The following is a 15,808-nucleotide window of genomic DNA, read 5'->3' as shown; positions in this document are numbered from 1 at the left end:
CCTCCCGCCGTCCGCCGCCCGCACCCGCCGCTCCGCCAGAAGGGACGCCCATGCCCCCGTTCTCCTCCTTCCAGGACGAGATCTACCTCCACGGCCTGCTGACGGGAGAGGCTCCCCCGTTCGGGACGGACCCGGCGGGCCTGGAGGACGCCGCCCGCGAACGGATGTCCCCCGAGGCGTACGGGTACGTGGCGGGCGGTGCCGGCACCGGGGCCACGATGCGCGCCAACCGGGCCGCGTTCGAACGCAGGGCTCTCGTGCCCCGGATGCTGCGCGACGTGGGGGTGCGCGACCTGTCGTACACCCTGTTCGGCACCCGGCTGCCCGCCCCGCTGCTCCTCGCCCCGGTGGGGGTGCTGTCGATCGTGCACCCCGACGCGGAGCCCGCCGCGGCCCGGGCCGCGGCGGGCCTGGGGCTGCCGACGGTGCTGAGCACCGCGTCCTCCACCACCCTGGAGGAGGTCGCCGAGGCGTCGGGCGACGGCCCGCGCTGGTTCCAGCTGTACTGGCCGAAGGACCGGGACGTCACCGTCAGCCTCCTCCGGCGGGCCCGCGCCGCCGGGTACACCGCCCTGGTCGTCACCCTCGACACCTGGCTGCTGGGCTGGCGCCCGCGCGACCTGGACCGCGCCCACCTGCCGTTCCTCCGGCGGATCGGGATCGCCAACTACCTGAGCGACCCGGCGTTCCTGGCCGGGCTCGCCAAGCCGGTCGAGGAGGACCCGCTCGCCGCCGTCGCGCACTGGGCCGGCATGTTCGCCGACCCCACCAAGACCTGGGAGGACCTGGCGTTCCTGCGCGAGCAGTGGGACGGGCCGATCGTCCTCAAGGGCGTGCTGCACCCGGACGACGCCCGCCGCGCCCGCGACGCCGGCATGGACGGCGTGGTCGTCTCCAACCACGGCGGCCGCCAGGTCGACGGCGCGGTCGCGGCCCTGGACGCCCTGCCCGCGGTGGCCGGGGCCGTCGGCGAGGAGATCACCGTGCTGTTCGACAGCGGGGTGCGCACCGGCTCGGACGTCCTCAAGGCCCTCGCCCTGGGCGCCCGCGCCGTGCTCGTCGGCCGGCCGTACGTCCACGGCCTGGCCCTGGGCGGCGAGGCCGGGGTGCGGCACGTCCTGCGCTGCCTGCTCGCCGAGCTCGACCTCTCCCTGGCCCTGACCGGCCACACCGGCCCCGCCGGTCTCGACCCCGGCCTGCTGGCCCCTCCCCTGCCGGGCTGACGGCCCGCTTGCGGGCGGGGCCGCCCCCCGCGCCTCCGTCCGGAACAGGGTGGCAAAGCGTGGAAGTACTGTCCGTTTCGCGCCTTTGGTGTTGCGGTTTGCCGCCGCGGTTCCGGTGGGGGCGCGGGGGCGGGGGCGCCGGGCGCTTGTCCGTGCCGTGCGCGGGCGGGCATGATCGGACGTCCCGGACGGCCGTCCGGGCCCGATTCCGCCCGCCGCAGGCCCCGGCCCCGGTCCCGGCCCTGGAGACGCGTCCATGAGCAGCACAGCCACCCGCAGCGACCGGGGCGTCAGCCCGGTCTTCCTCGCCCTGGTCGCGGTCATGGGGGTCAGCGGCTGGGCGGTGTGGACCGGCTTCTCGGCGAGCACCGGCTTCGCGGTGTTCCTGTTCGTGGTCTCCGGCTGGATCGTCTCGCTGTGCCTGCACGAGTACGCACACGCCCGCACCGCGCTGCACGGCGGCGACATCACCGTCGGGGCGAAGGGCTACCTCACGCTCAACCCCCTCAAGTACACCCACGCGCTGCTGAGCATCGTGCTGCCGGTGCTGTTCGTGATCATGGGCGGGATCGGCCTGCCGGGCGGGGCGGTCTTCATCGAGCGGGACCGGGTCGCCGGACGGTGGAAGCACAGTCTGATCTCGGCGGCCGGGCCGCTGACCAACGTGGTGTTCGCGGTGGTGCTGATGCTGCCGTTCCTGCTGCCGGACCTGGGCGCGGGGATGCCGCTCCCGTTCCTGGCGGCGATCGCCTTCCTGGCCCTGCTCCAGGTGACCGCGGCGATCCTGAACCTGCTGCCGGTGCCGGGCCTGGACGGCTACGGGATCGTCGAGCCGTGGCTGTCGTACAACGTCCGGCGGCAGGTCGAGCCCGTCGCCCCGTTCGGGCTGCTGATCGTCTTCGGCTGCCTGTGGATCCCCGAGGTGAACGCGGCGTTCTTCGGGCTGGTCGACGCGGTGATGGGGCTGTTCGGGGTGGAGCCGTACCTGCCGGCCTTCGGCCTGGACTGGTTCCGTTTCTGGGACGGCGAGCCGCAGGTCGCGGGCTGACCCCGCGGCCCGGCGGCGGGCCCGCCCCTACTGCGCGCGGCGCTCGAGGCGGGCGCGGCGGATGTAGTACCAGGCCATGTTGCTGGACAGGCCGGCGATCAGGATCCACACGACGCCCAGCCACGTCCCGTTCGCGAAGGACACGACGGCGGCGACGACCGCGAGCACGCACAGGGCCACGGCGAAGAGGGCGGTACGGGGCATGGGGGCGCTCCTGGACGATGCGGACACTGCCCGTCCATTGTCCTCCTCCCCCGGCGCGGCCCCCGCCCGGGGTGCTCCCGGCGTGCCGGGCCGCCGCGACCCGGCACACCGGCCGGTACCCCGGCCGGCGCCGCGCCCCGGTACCGCGGCCCGGCGCGCCGCGGGTCAGACGTCGGTGATGCGCAGCCCGGCGTGGGCCTTGTAGCGGCGGTTGACGGAGATCAGGTTGGCCACCAGGGACTCGACCTGGTGGGCGTTGCGCAGCCGTCCGGCGAAGATCCCGCGCATGCCGGGGATGCGCCCGGCCAGGGCCTGGACGACGTCGGTGTCCGCGCGCTTCTCGCCGAGCACCATCACGTCGGTGTCGATCCGCTCGATCTCCGGGTCCTGCAGCAGGACCGCGGACAGGTGGTGGAACGCGGCGGTGACCCGGGAGTCGGTCAGGATCGCGGCGGCCTGCTCGGCGGCGCTGCCCTCCTCCGGTTCGAGCGCGTAGGCGCCCTTCTTGTCGAAGCCCAGCGGGTTGACGCAGTCGACGACGATCTTGCCGGCGAGGTCCTCGCGCAGGGCCTCCAGGGTGGCCCGGTGCCCGTCCCACGGCACGGCCACGATCACCACGTCGCTGCGGCGGGCGCACTCGGCGTTGTCCGCGCCCTCGATCCCCAGGCCCAGTTCGTCGGCGGCGGCCTTCGCCCGCCCGGCGTCGCGGGAGCCGAGGACCACCTTCTGCCCGGCGCGGGCGAGCCGGTAGGCCAGGCCGCGGCCCTGCGGGCCGGTGCCGCCGAGGACACCGACGACGAGGCCGGACACGTCGGGCAGGTCGTGGGGGCCGGGCTGGGGAACGTCGTTGGTCGCGGCGTCAGGAGTAGTCATGGGGGTGATCCTGCCAGCGGGCGCGGCGGATCGCAGCCCGGCTCCCGGTCTGTGAGAACGGCCGTGACCGGCTGCGACCGGCTGCGACCGCCGGGCGCGCCGGGCCCCGGCGTAAAACCGTTTGCCCGCCGTCGGCGCCGTGGCGGAGCATGGGCGGCCGTGAGCAGCGGCCCTGTGTGCGACGGCCCCGCGGAGGGCACCCCCGTGGAGGGCACCCCCGTGGGCGAAGCCCCGGCGGACGGTGGCGCCCCGGACGACGACGGTCCCCCTCCGGGGAGACGGTCGCCGCTGCGCGGGATGCTCCCCGACCTGTCCCCCCTGCGGTCCTCCCGCGACTACCGGCTGCTGTGGTCGGCCGGGGCGGTGTCGGTGCTGGGCGGTTTCCTGACCTACGTCGCCGTCCCCCTCCAGGTCAAGGAGATGACCGGCTCCTACCTGGCGGTCGGCCTGATCGCCGCGGCGGAGATCGTGCCGACGATCGTCTTCGGCCTGTGGGGCGGGGCGCTGGCGGACTCGGTCGACCGCCGCCGGCTGGTGCTGGCCTCCGAGCTGGGCCTGGGGCTGCTGTCGGTGATGCTGCTGGTCAACGCCCTGCTGCCGGAGCCGATGCTGTGGCCGCTGTACCTGTTCGTCGCCCTGCTGTCCGCCCTGGACGGCCTGCAGCGGCCTTCCCTGGACGCGCTGGTCCCGCAGGTCGTCGCACACGACCGGCTCACCGCGGCCGCCGCTCTGAACTCCCTCCGCTGGCAGATCGGCGCGATCGTGGGCCCCTCCCTGGCCGGGGTGCTGGTGGCCACCGGCGGGGTGGAGACGGCCTACGCCCTGGACGTGGTCTCCTTCGCGGTGTCGCTGGTGCTGCTGCTGCGGCTGCGGACCTCGCCCCCGCCGACGGGCGGGGAGAAGCCGTCGCTGAGGAGGATCGCCGAGGGGGTGCGCTACGCCCGGAGCCGTCCGGAGCTGCTGGGCACCTACGCGGTCGACGCGGCCGCGATGTTCTTCGCCTTCCCGAACGCGCTCTTCCCGTTCCTGGCCGACCGGCTGGACGCGCCGTGGTCGTTGGGGCTGATGTACGGCGCCGGGGCGGTGGGGTCGATGCTGGTCGGCATGACCAGCGGGTGGACCTCGCGGGTGCACCGGCACGGCCGGGCGGTGGCGTACGGGGCTGCCGCCTGGGGGCTGGCCGTGGCCGCGGCGGGGTGGACGTCGAACGTGTGGCTGGTGCTGCTGTGCCTGACTGCGGCCGGCGGTGCCGACATGGTCAGCGGACTGTTCCGGTCCACCCTGTGGAACCAGACGATTCCCGACGAACTGCGCGGCAGGTTGGCCGGGTTGGAGCTTCTCAGCTTCACCGTCGGCCCGCAGGGCGGCCAGGTGCGGGCGGGCACGGCGGCCTCGCTGGTCGGAGTGCGGGCCTCGTTCTGGTCCGGCGGCCTGATGTGCGCGGCCTCGGTCGGCCTGCTGGCCGCCGCACTGCCGAAGCTGATGTCCTACGACGCCCGCACCGACGAGCACGCGGTGCGCATGCGGGAGCTGCGCCGGGAGCGGCAGGAGCAGCCCTGACCGGCGGGAGCGGTCCCGGGCGGCGGGAGCAGCCCCGGGCCTCGCGGGCGCGGGCCGGGGCGGCCCGGCCGGCGCCCGCGGGGCCCGGGGCGGTCAGGGACGGGGGCCGCGCGGCCCGTCGTCCGGCTCGTCGTGCCAGCGGGGGTCGTTCTCCCACTCCTGGTTGCGCTGCTCGCTGATCTCCGTCGCGTGCTGCGCCTCGGCCGGTGTCGCGTAGGGGCCGAGCCGGTCCCTGGCCGGGCACTCCGGCCCCTCCTCGACCTTCTTGTGCACCAGGCAGTAGAACCACTCCCCCGGTCCGCCGGAGGCTCTCCCCCTGCTGAACAGGCCCATCGTCAACCTCCTTGTCCGCACTGCTCCACAGCCGCAATGGTGCCCTGCCGGGCGGCTATACACTCGCCCACATGTCTGTCCTGGTTCCCGGCAAGCTCTCCCCCACACGCAGCGTCCCCGCCGACATCCCGCGGCCCGAGTACGTGGGGAAGGAGGCGCCCGCCCCGTACACCGGCCCCGAGGTGCAGCCCGCGGAGGTCGTCGAGCGGATGCGGATCGCCTCGCGGATCGCGGCCCGGGCCATGGAGGAGGCCGCCAAGCACATCGCGCCGGGCGTGACCACCGACGAACTGGACCGGGTCGCCCACGAGTACATGTGCGACCACAAGGCCTACCCCTCCGACCTGGGCTACCGCGGCTTCCCCAAGTCGCTGTGCGCGTCGGTCAACGAGGTGATCTGCCACGGCATCCCGGACTCGACCGTCCTCAACGAGGGCGACATCGTCAACCTCGACGTGACGGCCTACATCCACGGCGTGCACGGCGACACCAACGCCACCTACCTCGTGGGCGAGGTGGACGAGGAGTCCAGGCTGCTGGTGGAGCGCACCCGCGAGTCGCTGAACCGGGCGATCAAGGCGGTGCGGCCGGGCCGGCAGATCAACGTCATCGGGCGGGTCATCGAGTCGTACGCCAAGCGCTTCAACTACGGCGTGGTCCGCGACTTCACCGGGCACGGCATCAACACCTCGTTCCACTCCGGCCTGATCGTCCCGCACTACGACGATCCGCGGGCGACCACCGTGATCAAGCCGGGCATGACGTTCACCATCGAGCCGATGCTCACCCTGGGCACCCACGAGTACGACATCTGGGACGACGGCTGGACGGTCGTGACCAAGGACCGCAAGCGCACCGCCCAGTTCGAGCACACCCTGGTGGTCACCGACTCCGGTGCGGAGGTGCTGACTCTCCCCTGAACGTCCGCTTGGGGAAGTCATTACCGATTCTGTACCTTTTCATGAGGTGATCCAGGTAAGGCTCAGTTAACTTAGGTAAGCCTAATCGGCCTCTTCCCACCTGAGCGCTGGAGCCTTCATGCCCGCCCGCAGACTCACCGCGGCCACCGCCCTGTCGGCGGCCGTCGTCCTCACCGCCCTCACCGGCTGCGCCGAGAAGTCCGACGCGGCCGGTGACGGTGCGGTGCAGGTGACCGCGACCGACTCCGAGTGCCGGCTCTCCCGGACCGAGTTCCCGGCCGGGCACGTCGAGCTCGCGGTGCACAACAAGGGCAGCAAGGTCACCGAGGTCTACGTCTACGCCGAGGGCGACCGCATCGTCACCGAGCGGGAGAACATCGGCCCCGGCACGAAAGCCGCCATCACCACCGAGATGAAGGCCGGCGAGTACGAGATCGCCTGCAAGCCCGGCATGAAGGGCGACGGCATACGCCAGGCCGTCACCGTCACCGGCAAGGGCGCCGCGAAGAAGCTCGACCCCCGCCTGGCCTCCGCGGTCGCCGACTACCGCGCCTACGTCCAGGAGCAGGCCGACCTGACGATCCCCGCCGTGTGGAAGTTCACCGACGCGGTGAAGGACGGCGACGTCGAGGCCGCCAGGGCCGAGTACGCGAAGTCCCGCGTCGGCTGGGAGCGGATCGAGCCGGTCGCCGAGAGCTTCGGCGACATCGACCCCAAGGTCGACGTCCGCGAGGACGGCCTCGAGCCCGGCCAGGAGTGGACCGGCTGGCACCGCCTGGAGAAGGCGCTGTGGGAGGAAGGGAAGATCGGCGCCGACGAGAAGAAGCTCGCCGCGCGGCTGCTGACCGACCTCGAGGACTGGAACGAGCGGGTCGGCAAGGCCGAGCTCACCCCCACCGGCATGGCCAACGGCGCCAAGGAACTCCTCGACGAGGTCGCCACCGGCAAGGTCACCGGCGAGGAGAACCGCTACGCCCACACCGACCTGTGGGACTTCCGGGCCAACGTCGAGGGGGCGAAGAAGGCGTACGCGCTGCTGGAGCCGGTCGCCTCCGAGAACGACCCGGAGCTGACCGAGGAGCTCGACGAGCAGTTCGCCGCGCTGCAGGACAAGCTCGACGACTACCGCAAGGGCGACGGCTTCGTCTCCTACGACACCGTCGGCAAGGCCGACCGCAAGGAGCTGTCCGACGCGGTCAACTCCCTCGCCGAGCCCCTGTCCCGCCTCGCCGCCGCCGTGGCGAAGCAGTAACGGGGCACGGCATGGAGCAGGAGCGGGAGCAGGCGCAGGAGCGGGAGCAGGCCGCCGGGGGCGGGGGCGCCGCGCGGACGGTCGGCCGGCGCGCCGTGCTGGGCTGGGCCGGGGCAGGGGTCGCCCTGGGCGCGGCCGCCGCCGGGGGCACCGCCGTCGCCCTGGGGGGCCGCGACGCCCCGTCCGGGCCGGACCGGCAGGTCGTCCCCTTCCACGGCAGGCACCAGGCCGGGATCGCCACACCGGTCCAGGACCGGCTGCACTTCGCCGCGTTCGACGTCACCACCGACGACCGCGAGGACCTCGTCCGGCTCCTGAAGGACTGGACGGAGGCCGCCGCCGCGATGACCGCGGGCCGCGCGGTCGGCGAGGGCGCCGTAGGCGGCATCCCCGAGGCCCCGCCGGACGACACCGGGGAGGCCCTGGGCCTGCCCGCGTCCCGGCTGACCCTCACGGTGGGCTTCGGCCCCACCCTGTTCGACAAGGACGGCGAGGACCGCTTCGGGATCGCCGGCCGCCGCCCCGAGGCGCTGGCCGACCTGCCGCACTTCCCCGGCGACAACCTCGACCCCGCCCGCAGCGGCGGCGACCTGTGCGTGCAGGCCTGCGCCGACGACCCGCAGGTGGCGGTGCACGCGATCCGCAACCTGGCCAGGATCGGCATGGGCCGGGTCGCGATCCGCTGGTCCCAGCTCGGCTTCGGCAAGACCTCGTCCACCACCCCCGAGGCGCAGACCCCGCGCAACCTGATGGGCTTCAAGGACGGCACCCGCAACATCGCGGGCACCGACACCGGGGCCCTGGACAAGCACGTGTGGGTGAGCCGCGGGGACGGCCCCGCGTGGATGGCGGGCGGCTCCTACCTGGTCGCCCGGCGCATCCGCATGCACATCGAGACCTGGGACCGCGCCCCGCTGAAGGAGCAGGAGGACGTCTTCGGCCGCACCAAGGGCGAGGGCGCGGCCTACGGCAGGAAGCACGAGCACGACGAGCCGGTGCTGAACCGGCTGCCGGCCGACTCCCACGTGCGGCTGGCCCACCCCGACACCAACGGCGGGGCGACGATCCTGCGCCGCGGCTACTCGTTCACCGACGGCACCGACGGGCTGGGCCGGCTGGACGCGGGCCTGTTCTTCATCGCCTACCAGCGCGACCCGCGCTCCGGGTTCGTCCCCGTGCAGCGGAGCCTGGCCCGCAGCGACCTGCTCAACGAGTACATCCAGCACGTCGGTTCGGCCGTCTTCGCCGTACCCCCGGGCGTCGGCGGAGCCGGCGACTGGTGGGGCCGCACCCTGTTCTCCTGAAGGAGCCCCCGCATGTTCGCCAACTACCTGATCGGTCTCCGGGAGGGCCTGGAGGCCAGCCTGGTGGTGTGCATCCTGGTCGCCTACCTGGTCAAGACCGGGCACCGGGACAAGCTGCCGCCGGTGTGGGCCGGGGTCGGCATCGCCGCCGGGATCAGCCTGGCCTTCGGCGCCGTGCTGCAGTACGGCTCGACGCAGCTGACCTTCGAGGCGCAGGAGGCGCTGGGCGGCACGCTGTCGCTCGTCGCCGTCGGCCTGGTGACCTGGATGGTGTTCTGGATGCGCGGGGCCGCCCGCAGCCTGAAGTCCGAGCTGCACGGCAAGGTGGACCAGGCGCTGTCCGTCGGCACCGGCGCGCTGGTGGCCACCGCCTTCCTGGCCGTGGGCCGCGAGGGCCTGGAGACGTCCCTGTTCGTGTGGGCCGCGGTGCAGGCCACCGGGAGCGGCGCCAGCCCGCTGATCGGCGCGGTCCTCGGGCTGCTGACGGCGGTCGTCCTGGGGTGGCTGTTCTACCGGGGCGCGCTGCGGATCAACCTGTCGAAGTTCTTCACCTGGACCGGCGCGATGCTGGTCGTGGTCGCCGCCGGGGTGCTCGCCTACGGCTTCCACGACCTGCAGGAGGCCCGCTGGCTGCCCGGCCTGGCCGACAGGGCGTTCGACGTCAGCGCGGCGATCCCCCCGGACAGCTGGTACGGCACCCTGCTCAAGGGCGTGTTCAACTTCCAGCCGGACCCGACGGTCCTGCAGGTGGTGGCGTGGACGCTGTACGTGGTCCCGGTGCTGGGGCTCTTCCTGGCCCCGCAGCGCGCCGCGCGCCGCCCCGGGAAGGCCGGGGGCGGCGGGGATGCGCAGGCGGGGACGGCGGCCCCGCAGGAGAGCGGCACCCGTTAAAGTTCTCCCGGTCGGCAGACGACAGGGAGTCAGATGACCCGCCGTTCACACGCAGTCCGCAGGTTCTGCACGCTGGTGGCCGCCGTGTCCGTGGCGGCCACCGGGTGCGTCACGGTGCACGGCGAGAGTGCGGTGATCCCCTCCGTGGACCGCACCGAGGCCGCCGAGGTCCTGGAGAGGTTCACCGAGGCCACCAACGAGGCCAACACCGAGCTGGACGCGAAGCTGACCGTTCCCGTCGAGTCCGGTCCGCTGGCCGCCATCGACCAGGCCGGCATCAAGGCCCGGGCGGCCCGGAACCCCGACGGCAACCCCGGCTTCAAGCCGCTGGAGCTGACGGACCCGAAGTTCCTCATACCCCGCACCAGCGGGTGGCCCAAGTGGTTCGTCGCGGACGCCGACAGCAACCGCGGCGGCGGCCACTGGCTGGTGGTCTTCACCCGGCCCTCCCCGGACCAGGCGTGGCGCGCCTCCTACCTGTCGGTGGTCTCCGAGCGGCGGATGCCCGAACCCGTCCTCGACGACGAGGGGTACGCCGAGGCGGTCCCGGCCTCGGGGTCGGACCTGCTGGTGCCCCCGGGCAGGCTCGGCCGGGAGTACGCCGACTACCTGCAGAAGGGCCCGCGGGCCGGCGGCTCGCCGTTCGCCGACGGGCCGGCCACCTCGCAGCTGCGCGAGCGCCGCGGCGCGCAGCAGCGCACGCGGGGCAAGGTCACCCAGTACGCCGACCAGCCCGCGGGCAAGGGGGACTTCGCCCCGGTGGCGCTGCGCACCGAGGACGGCGGGGCGCTGGTCTTCTTCGCCACCCACCACCAGGTCAAGGAGACCGTGGGCAAGGGCTACCCGCTGAACGTCCCGCCGGCGGTGCGGCCGCTGGTGACCGGGGACCCGAAGACCGCGCTGCTGCAGGTGCGGGTGGCCGAGCAGCTGGTGACGGTGCCCTCGAAGGCGGCCGCGAAGAAGGACCCCGACGAGAAGGTCTCCTTCCTGCACCGGGTCGAGGGCCTGGTCAGCGCCCGCGGCGAGTAGTGCCCGCCGCCTCGCGGCCCGCGGTCCGGCCCGCCTCGTCCTCCTCGGCCGCGGCGGCCGCGGCGGCCTGGTCGCAGGCGTCGGTGAGGACCTCCAGCAGGGGCAGCGGGTCGGGCAGGGGCAGCCCCGGCCCGCGCAGCCAGGTCACCCGCTCCCCGGAGGGGTGCAGGGAGGGCGGCAGGAGCACGTAGCTGCCGCGGCAGTGCCAGCGCAGCCCCGGGTGCTCGTCGAGGGTCTCGGGGTGGCAGTCCAGTACGCACGGCCACCACTCGTCCTCGTCCTCCGGGGTCCCCCGGGTGGCGGTGAAAAACAGGTGGCGCCCCGGGGGCACGAGTGCCACCGGGCCGATCTCCGCGCCCTGCGCCTCGAGCCGCGCCATGGCGGCTCGGCCCGCCTCCGCGGGGACGTCGAGCACGTCGTGGGCGATGCCGGTGGCGGTGACGAAGTTGGCCTCCGGCTGGGTGCGCAGCCAGCGCTCGACCGTCTCGCGGTCGGTGGTGGCCTGGGTCTGCCAGGCGAACGAGACCGGGTGCATGCCCGGGGCGGGGCAGCCGATCCGGTCGCAGGAGCAGCCGAATCCGGAGGGGTGGGCCGCGGGGGCGACGGGGAAGCCGGCGTCCACGGCCTGGCGGAGCAGGTCGTCGCGGTCCTGTTCCGGGAGCGTCCCGGACGAGCCGCTCCGGCGCCGCCACCACCGGGAAACCCTGCTCCTGCGCTCCATCGGACCCCTCTCCTCGACCTCCGCCGCCCCTCCACACTACGGAACGCCCGGGGGTGATTCAGGCGGACCGGTCCACGGTTCGCCCCTTCCCGCCTTCCCGCGAACACCCGTGCCCACCGGCGGGGGCCGGATTCCCCGGCGGCGGGCACGGTGACGCTTTGACCCGGGCGGCCCGCCGGCCGAAGAATCGGCACCGCGTCGTGGAGGAGTGCCGGGACGCCTTCGCCCGCAACACGGCGGTCCTCGCCGAACTCGGGCGGGAGTTCCCCCCGGGGCCGGACGCCGCACCGGGCGGCGGAGGACCCGCGGCCGGGAGGTGGCCCGGGGGCGGGGGAACCGGGGCAGGCGGCCCGGGGCGGGGGTGACCGTCGGCCTGCCGGGAGCCGGCCGGGTCTCGAAAAAGGCCCCGAAGGGGGCTCCGAATGCGGACCCGTCAGGATTTCACCCGTTCCACCCGGTGCCTTTTCGGCTCGCCGAGGGGACCATTCATGCGCACAGGCACTCCAACCGGACCTGCCGCAGCCCCTCCCCCGAGGAGACTCCCTTGCGCGCATCCGCAGCCTTCACCGGCACCCGCACCGTCACTCCGCGCCGCTACCTGATGTGTGCGCCGATCCACTTCCGGGTCAGTTACTCCATCAACCCCTGGATGGACCCCGAACGGCCGGTCGACCCCGAACTGGCCCTCACCCAGTGGGAGCAGTTGCGCGCCCTCTACCTGGCCCTGGGCCACACCGTCGAGCTCCTGCCGCCGGTCCCCGGGCTGCCCGACATGGTGTTCGCCGCCAACGGCGCGACCGTGGTGGGCGGCCGCGTGTTCGGGGCCCGCTTCGCCACCGCGCAGCGGGAGGCCGAGGCGCTGGCCCACCTGGAATGGTTCCGCCTCAACGGCTTCACCGACGTCTGCGTGCCCGAGCACATCAACGAGGGCGAGGGGGACTTCGCCGTCACCGACTCCTGGGTGCTGGCCGGACGCGGCTTCCGCACCACGCACCGCTCGCACGCCGAGGCGCAGGAGTTCTTCGGCCGCCCGGTGATCGGGCTGGACCTGGTCGACCCCCGGTACTACCACCTGGACACGGCACTGGCCGTGCTCGACGGGGACGAGATCATGTACTACCCCGAGGCGTTCTCCCCGGGCAGCCGGGCGGTGCTGGCCCGGCTGTTCCCCGACGCGCTGCGGGCCACGGCCGAGGATGCGGCGGCGTTCGGCCTCAACGCGGTGTGCGACGGCCGCAACGTCTTCCTGCCGCTCGCCGCCTCCGGCCTGTTCGGCCCGCTGCGCGAGCGCGGCTTCGAACCGGTAGGGGTGGACCTGTCGGAGCTGCTGAAGGCGGGCGGCAGTGTGAAGTGCTGCACCATGGAGCTGCGGCCGCCGGTGCCGGCCGTCTCCGGGCCGGAGGAACGGGCCGGGGACGCGGCCGCGTCCTTCCCCGGGACCCCGGCCGGGGCTCCCGTCGAGGTCCTGACCGGAACCTCCGCCGAGGTCCTGGCCGAGGCGTCGGAAGCGGCCGCCCCGGAGGGGGCCGCCGCCTCCGGAGCGTCCGCCGCGGCGGACGGCGGCGGTGCGCCCGGCGGGACGGCCCCGCTGGCGGCCTCCGACGCCGGCTGACCGCCCCGCCCGGGGCGGGCGGGAACCGCTCTACCAGCTGGACTTGCGCACGCCGGGCAGGTGGCCGGCGTGCGCAAGTTCGCGCAGCCGGATCCGGGAGAGCCCGAAGGCCCGGAAGTGGCCGCGCGGGCGGCCGTCGACGCTGTCGCGGTTGCGCACCCGGGTGGCACTGGCGTCGCGCGGCTGCCGCTGCAGTTCGCGCTGCGCCTCCTCACGCTCGGCCGGGCTGCTCCGCGGGTCCCGGACCACCGCCTTGAGGACGGCGCGCCGGGCCGCGTACCGGGCGACGACGATCCGCCGCGCCTCGTTCTTTACGATCTTGCTCTTCTTGGCCACGGTCTCCCGGCCCCTCAGATCTTCTCGCCGCGGGCGCGCATCCGGGCCACGGCCTGTTCGATGCCGAGCGCGTCGACCGTCCTGATCCCCTTGGCGCTCAGGGTGAGCCGCACGTGGCGGCCCTCACTGGGCAGCCAGTACCGCTTGCGCTGGATGTTGGGGTCGAAGCGGCGCGGGGTGCGGCGGTGGGAGTGGGAGACGGAGTTGCCGAAGCCGGGGCTGCGCCCGGTCATCTGGCAGTGGGCGGACATGTGTGCACCGCTTCCTTGTCGTCGTGTCGTGGTCGCTGTCGTGCAGCACCCTATATGAAAACGAAAACCATTTCTGTATAGTCGTGGCATGGCCCGCAACGAACTCAGGCCGGTGATCAAGCTCCGCTCCACCGCGGGCACCGGCCACACCTACGTCACCCGCAAGAACCGCCGGAACGACCCGGACCGCCTCACCCTGCGCAAGTACGACCCCGTGGTCCGCCGCCACGTGACGTACCGAGAGGAGCGCTGACCCCGCGATGAAGCCCGGAATCCACCCCGAGTACCGCCCCGTCGTCTTCCGCGACCGGGTCGCGGACTTCGCCTTCCTCACCCGCTCGACCATGACGAGCGACCGCACCGTCGAGTGGGAGGACGGCAACACCTACCCCGTGGTCGACGTCGAGGTGTCCTCGGCGAGCCACCCCTTCTGGACCGGACGCGGCCGCGTGCTGGACACCGCCGGACGCGTCGAGCGCTTCGAGCGCCGGTACGGCAAGAAGCAGTAGAGAGCAGCGGAGAGACCAGAGAGGTCACCCATGGAAAACCCCTCCCGGCTGCCGGTCGTCCTGGTCGCGGGGCTGCACGCCGACGCGCGGCGGGCCGCCGTCGCGGAACTGCTGCGGTCGGCGCCCGGCGCGGTCGTCCTCCACCACGACCTCGGCTCCGCCGCAGAGGACGGCTCGGTGCTGCGCACCGTCGGGGACGCCCGCGGCACCCTCACCACCGGCCGGACGCCCCTGGTCAACGACTGCGCCTGCTGCGCGCTGCGCGAGGACCTGGTGCCCGAACTGCTGCGGCTGGCCGACTCCGGAACGTGCCGGCTGGCCGTCGTCGAACTGTGGGACTCGGTCGAACCGCAGTCCATGGCGGAGGTGATCACCGGCACACAGGTCGGCGACCGGCACTCGGCCGAGGTGCTCGACCTCACCGGTGTGGTCACCGCCGTGGACCCCGCGCTGGTCCTGCCCTACATCTCCTGCGGGGACGACCTGTCGGAACTGGGTCTGGCCGCGGCCCCCGCCGACCAGCGCACCCTGGCCGACACCTTCGCCCGGCAGCTGGAGTACCCGTCCCTGCTCGCCCTCCACGGCGGCGACGCCCCGGACGGCGCCCCGGACGGCGGTTCCGACGCCGAGGAGGGGACGGCGCTGCTCGCGCAGCTGCACCCCACCGCCCGGCAGGTGCCCGTCGGCTCCGGCGCACTGGCCGCGGCGGCGCGCACCGGCTTCGACACGGCCGCCGCCGCGGCCCGGCAGCACCCGGCCTGCGCCCTGCTGCCGCAGGAGGCGGACGCCGACGGCGTGACCACCCTGGTGTGGCACCGCACCCGGCCGTTCCACCCGGGCCGGCTGCACGCCGCGCTGGAGGACCTGACCTGCTGCGCGGCCCGCAGCCGCGGCCGGTTCTGGCTGGCCGACCGTCCGGACACCCTGCTGTCGTGGGACGCCGCCGGCGGCGCGCTGTGCGTGGAGGACGCCGGACCGTGGCTGGCCTCGCTGCCGGACGCCGCCTGGGAACTGGTGCCGGCCACCCGGCGGGTGGCCGCCGCCCTGGACTGGCACCCCGAACACGGCGACCGGGCCCAGCACCTGACGTTCACCTCGCCGGGCCTGGACCGGGAGGGCCTGCTCGCACTGCTGGAGTCCTGCCTGCTGACCGACGAGGAGTACGCGGGCGGGCCCGGCGCCTGGGCGCGGCTCCCCCGCGCCTTCGACGAACTCCTCGACCCCGTCCGATAGACCCGAGAGAAGGAAACCGCCCATGGCACACCGCTCCGACCCGAAGACCCGCGCGGCGAAGGACCGCAAGCGTCCCAACCCGCTGGACGCCGCCGGAATCGAGTACATCGACTACAAGGACACCGACCTCCTGCGCAGGTTCGTCTCGGATCGGGGGAAGATCCGCAGCCGGCGGGTGACCCGGGTGAGCGCGCAGCAGCAGCGCCTCCTCGCACGGGCGATCAAGAACGCCCGGGAGATGGCCCTGCTCCCCACCGCCACCAAGTAGCGCACCCGACCGGCGCGAAAAGAACCCGGTGCGAAAAGAACACGGTGCGAAGAGGGCGCGGCGGGAAGAGGGCGCGGCGTCCCGCTGGTCCTGGGCGCCCTTCGGCCGGCCCCCTCGGAAAGGGACGCCGGGGCCGGGTAAGGCGCTGGGTGCGGGAAACCGGCGGCGCGCCGGCCGCACCGGCCCGTATCCTGCGCCTGCCGCCGGGGACGGGCCCGCCCCCGGCCCGACCGGACCGCAC

Annotated in this window: 18 protein-coding genes and 1 pseudogene; 13 read left to right on the top strand and 6 right to left on the bottom strand. The window is 73.9% G+C overall.

Features of this window, described 5'->3' with window-relative positions:
* Positions 1-50 precede the first annotated feature (50 nt).
* Both GQS52_RS20145 and GQS52_RS20140 read left to right on the top strand, forming a co-directional pair.
* The gene (locus tag GQS52_RS20145) at positions 51-1,223 is read left to right on the top strand and encodes a lactate 2-monooxygenase (protein ID WP_182314753.1); all 1,173 of its coding nucleotides are present in this window, start codon (positions 51-53) and stop codon (positions 1,221-1,223) included.
* Positions 1,224-1,479: 256 nt separating this feature from the next.
* Entirely contained in the window at positions 1,480-2,271 is a 792-nt protein-coding gene (locus GQS52_RS20140; protein WP_182314752.1) for a site-2 protease family protein, read from the top strand.
* Positions 2,272-2,298: 27 nt separating this feature from the next.
* Here the strand turns inward: GQS52_RS20140 and GQS52_RS20135 are convergent, their stop codons facing one another.
* Together GQS52_RS20135 and npdG are read right to left on the bottom strand one after the other, a co-directional pair.
* A complete protein-coding gene (locus tag GQS52_RS20135; RefSeq protein WP_182314751.1) occupies positions 2,299-2,475 on the bottom strand; it encodes a hypothetical protein in 177 nt (58 codons plus the stop codon).
* Positions 2,476-2,640: 165 nt separating this feature from the next.
* Positions 2,641-3,348 (bottom strand): NADPH-dependent F420 reductase, encoded by a 708-nt coding sequence (gene npdG, locus GQS52_RS20130; RefSeq protein ID WP_182314750.1) that lies wholly within the window; start codon positions 3,346-3,348, stop codon positions 2,641-2,643.
* 297 nt (positions 3,349-3,645) lie between these two features.
* Here npdG and GQS52_RS20125 point away from each other — a divergent pair, with 297 nt between their 5' ends.
* On the top strand, positions 3,646-4,908 hold the full coding sequence (locus GQS52_RS20125) for an MFS transporter (RefSeq protein ID WP_182316591.1): 1,263 nt from the start codon (positions 3,646-3,648) through the stop codon (positions 4,906-4,908).
* Positions 4,909-5,001: 93 nt separating this feature from the next.
* Here GQS52_RS20125 and GQS52_RS20120 read toward each other — a convergent pair whose 3' ends face one another.
* A complete protein-coding gene (locus GQS52_RS20120) occupies positions 5,002-5,241 on the bottom strand; it encodes a hypothetical protein (RefSeq protein WP_182314749.1) in 240 nt (79 codons plus the stop codon).
* Between the two features lie 71 nt (positions 5,242-5,312).
* On the opposite strand from GQS52_RS20120, the gene map reads away from it, so the two are divergent.
* The 5 genes from map (at position 5,313) to GQS52_RS20095 (ending at position 10,637) form a co-directional block, all read left to right on the top strand.
* Positions 5,313-6,161, top strand: a complete 849-nt coding sequence (map, locus tag GQS52_RS20115; protein WP_182314748.1) for a type I methionyl aminopeptidase — start codon at positions 5,313-5,315, stop codon at positions 6,159-6,161.
* A 118-nt stretch (positions 6,162-6,279) separates the two neighbouring features.
* Positions 6,280-7,413, top strand: coding sequence for an iron uptake system protein EfeO (gene efeO / locus GQS52_RS20110; RefSeq protein WP_182314747.1), 1,134 nt, complete (start codon positions 6,280-6,282; stop codon positions 7,411-7,413).
* An 11-nt stretch (positions 7,414-7,424) separates the two neighbouring features.
* Positions 7,425-8,717, top strand: a complete 1,293-nt coding sequence (gene efeB / locus GQS52_RS20105; RefSeq protein WP_182314746.1) for an iron uptake transporter deferrochelatase/peroxidase subunit — start codon at positions 7,425-7,427, stop codon at positions 8,715-8,717.
* Between the two features lie 12 nt (positions 8,718-8,729).
* On the top strand, positions 8,730-9,608 hold the full coding sequence (efeU, locus tag GQS52_RS20100) for an iron uptake transporter permease EfeU (RefSeq protein ID WP_182314745.1): 879 nt from the start codon (positions 8,730-8,732) through the stop codon (positions 9,606-9,608).
* Between the two features lie 33 nt (positions 9,609-9,641).
* The gene (locus GQS52_RS20095; protein WP_182314744.1) at positions 9,642-10,637 is read left to right on the top strand and encodes a hypothetical protein; all 996 of its coding nucleotides are present in this window, start codon (positions 9,642-9,644) and stop codon (positions 10,635-10,637) included.
* Here GQS52_RS20095 and GQS52_RS20090 read toward each other — a convergent pair.
* Positions 10,618-11,358, bottom strand: coding sequence for a bifunctional DNA primase/polymerase (locus GQS52_RS20090; RefSeq protein WP_182314743.1), 741 nt, complete (start codon positions 11,356-11,358; stop codon positions 10,618-10,620). The two genes, GQS52_RS20095 and GQS52_RS20090, sit on opposite strands and share 20 nt — an antisense overlap.
* 544 nt (positions 11,359-11,902) lie before the next feature.
* Between GQS52_RS20090 and ddaH the strand changes: the two are divergent.
* Positions 11,903-12,730: pseudogene (gene ddaH / locus GQS52_RS20085) on the top strand (dimethylargininase); the annotation flags it as partial.
* Between the two features lie 270 nt (positions 12,731-13,000).
* Here the strand turns inward: ddaH and rpsN are convergent.
* Positions 13,001-13,306 carry a 30S ribosomal protein S14 gene (rpsN, locus tag GQS52_RS20080; protein ID WP_182314742.1) on the bottom strand — a complete coding sequence of 102 codons (306 nt, stop codon included), beginning with the start codon at positions 13,304-13,306 and terminating at the stop codon, positions 13,001-13,003.
* 14 nt (positions 13,307-13,320) lie between these two features.
* Entirely contained in the window at positions 13,321-13,557 is a 237-nt protein-coding gene (gene rpmB, locus GQS52_RS20075) for a 50S ribosomal protein L28 (RefSeq protein WP_182314741.1), read from the bottom strand.
* Positions 13,558-13,645: 88 nt separating this feature from the next.
* Here rpmB and rpmG point away from each other — a divergent pair, with 88 nt between their 5' ends.
* The 4 genes from rpmG to rpsR are packed head-to-tail and all read left to right on the top strand — an operon-like array spanning position 13,646 to position 15,567.
* The gene (gene rpmG / locus GQS52_RS20070) at positions 13,646-13,810 is read left to right on the top strand and encodes a 50S ribosomal protein L33 (RefSeq protein ID WP_182314740.1); all 165 of its coding nucleotides are present in this window, start codon (positions 13,646-13,648) and stop codon (positions 13,808-13,810) included.
* A 7-nt stretch (positions 13,811-13,817) separates the two neighbouring features.
* Positions 13,818-14,066 (top strand): type B 50S ribosomal protein L31, encoded by a 249-nt coding sequence (locus tag GQS52_RS20065; protein WP_182314739.1) that lies wholly within the window; start codon positions 13,818-13,820, stop codon positions 14,064-14,066.
* 30 nt (positions 14,067-14,096) lie between these two features.
* Positions 14,097-15,299, top strand: a complete 1,203-nt coding sequence (locus tag GQS52_RS20060; protein ID WP_182314738.1) for a GTP-binding protein — start codon at positions 14,097-14,099, stop codon at positions 15,297-15,299.
* A gap of 22 nt (positions 15,300-15,321) precedes the next feature.
* Entirely contained in the window at positions 15,322-15,567 is a 246-nt protein-coding gene (gene rpsR, locus GQS52_RS20055; RefSeq protein WP_182314737.1) for a 30S ribosomal protein S18, read from the top strand.
* The last annotated feature ends 241 nt before the right edge of the window (positions 15,568-15,808 follow it).

The sequence above is a fragment of the Streptomyces sp. SCUT-3 genome (genome assembly GCF_014083985.1).
In the GTDB taxonomy this organism is placed as follows: Bacteria; Actinomycetota; Actinomycetes; order Streptomycetales; family Streptomycetaceae; genus Streptomyces_H; species Streptomyces_H thermolineatus.
This window is presented reverse-complemented; position numbering and strand designations above follow the sequence as displayed.

What these genes read in the sequence shown, in the direction of transcription:
- GQS52_RS20120 (WP_182314749.1), bottom strand. Translation starts at nt 5,241, where the DNA reads ATGGGCCTGTTCAGCAGGGGGAGAGCCTCCGGCGGACCGGGGGAGTGG.
- efeB (WP_182314746.1), top strand. Translation starts at nt 7,425, where the DNA reads ATGGAGCAGGAGCGGGAGCAGGCGCAGGAGCGGGAGCAGGCCGCCGGG.
- GQS52_RS20125 (WP_182316591.1), top strand. Translation starts at nt 3,646, where the DNA reads ATGCTCCCCGACCTGTCCCCCCTGCGGTCCTCCCGCGACTACCGGCTG.
- GQS52_RS20095 (WP_182314744.1), top strand. Translation starts at nt 9,642, where the DNA reads ATGACCCGCCGTTCACACGCAGTCCGCAGGTTCTGCACGCTGGTGGCC.
- GQS52_RS20090 (WP_182314743.1), bottom strand. Translation starts at nt 11,358, where the DNA reads ATGGAGCGCAGGAGCAGGGTTTCCCGGTGGTGGCGGCGCCGGAGCGGC.
- GQS52_RS20060 (WP_182314738.1), top strand. Translation starts at nt 14,097, where the DNA reads ATGGAAAACCCCTCCCGGCTGCCGGTCGTCCTGGTCGCGGGGCTGCAC.
- GQS52_RS20065 (WP_182314739.1), top strand. Translation starts at nt 13,818, where the DNA reads ATGAAGCCCGGAATCCACCCCGAGTACCGCCCCGTCGTCTTCCGCGAC.
- npdG (WP_182314750.1), bottom strand. Translation starts at nt 3,348, where the DNA reads ATGACTACTCCTGACGCCGCGACCAACGACGTTCCCCAGCCCGGCCCC.
- rpmB (WP_182314741.1), bottom strand. Translation starts at nt 13,557, where the DNA reads ATGTCCGCCCACTGCCAGATGACCGGGCGCAGCCCCGGCTTCGGCAAC.
- map (WP_182314748.1), top strand. Translation starts at nt 5,313, where the DNA reads ATGTCTGTCCTGGTTCCCGGCAAGCTCTCCCCCACACGCAGCGTCCCC.
- GQS52_RS20140 (WP_182314752.1), top strand. Translation starts at nt 1,480, where the DNA reads ATGAGCAGCACAGCCACCCGCAGCGACCGGGGCGTCAGCCCGGTCTTC.
- efeO (WP_182314747.1), top strand. Translation starts at nt 6,280, where the DNA reads ATGCCCGCCCGCAGACTCACCGCGGCCACCGCCCTGTCGGCGGCCGTC.
- efeU (WP_182314745.1), top strand. Translation starts at nt 8,730, where the DNA reads ATGTTCGCCAACTACCTGATCGGTCTCCGGGAGGGCCTGGAGGCCAGC.
- rpmG (WP_182314740.1), top strand. Translation starts at nt 13,646, where the DNA reads ATGGCCCGCAACGAACTCAGGCCGGTGATCAAGCTCCGCTCCACCGCG.
- GQS52_RS20145 (WP_182314753.1), top strand. Translation starts at nt 51, where the DNA reads ATGCCCCCGTTCTCCTCCTTCCAGGACGAGATCTACCTCCACGGCCTG.
- rpsR (WP_182314737.1), top strand. Translation starts at nt 15,322, where the DNA reads ATGGCACACCGCTCCGACCCGAAGACCCGCGCGGCGAAGGACCGCAAG.
- GQS52_RS20135 (WP_182314751.1), bottom strand. Translation starts at nt 2,475, where the DNA reads ATGCCCCGTACCGCCCTCTTCGCCGTGGCCCTGTGCGTGCTCGCGGTC.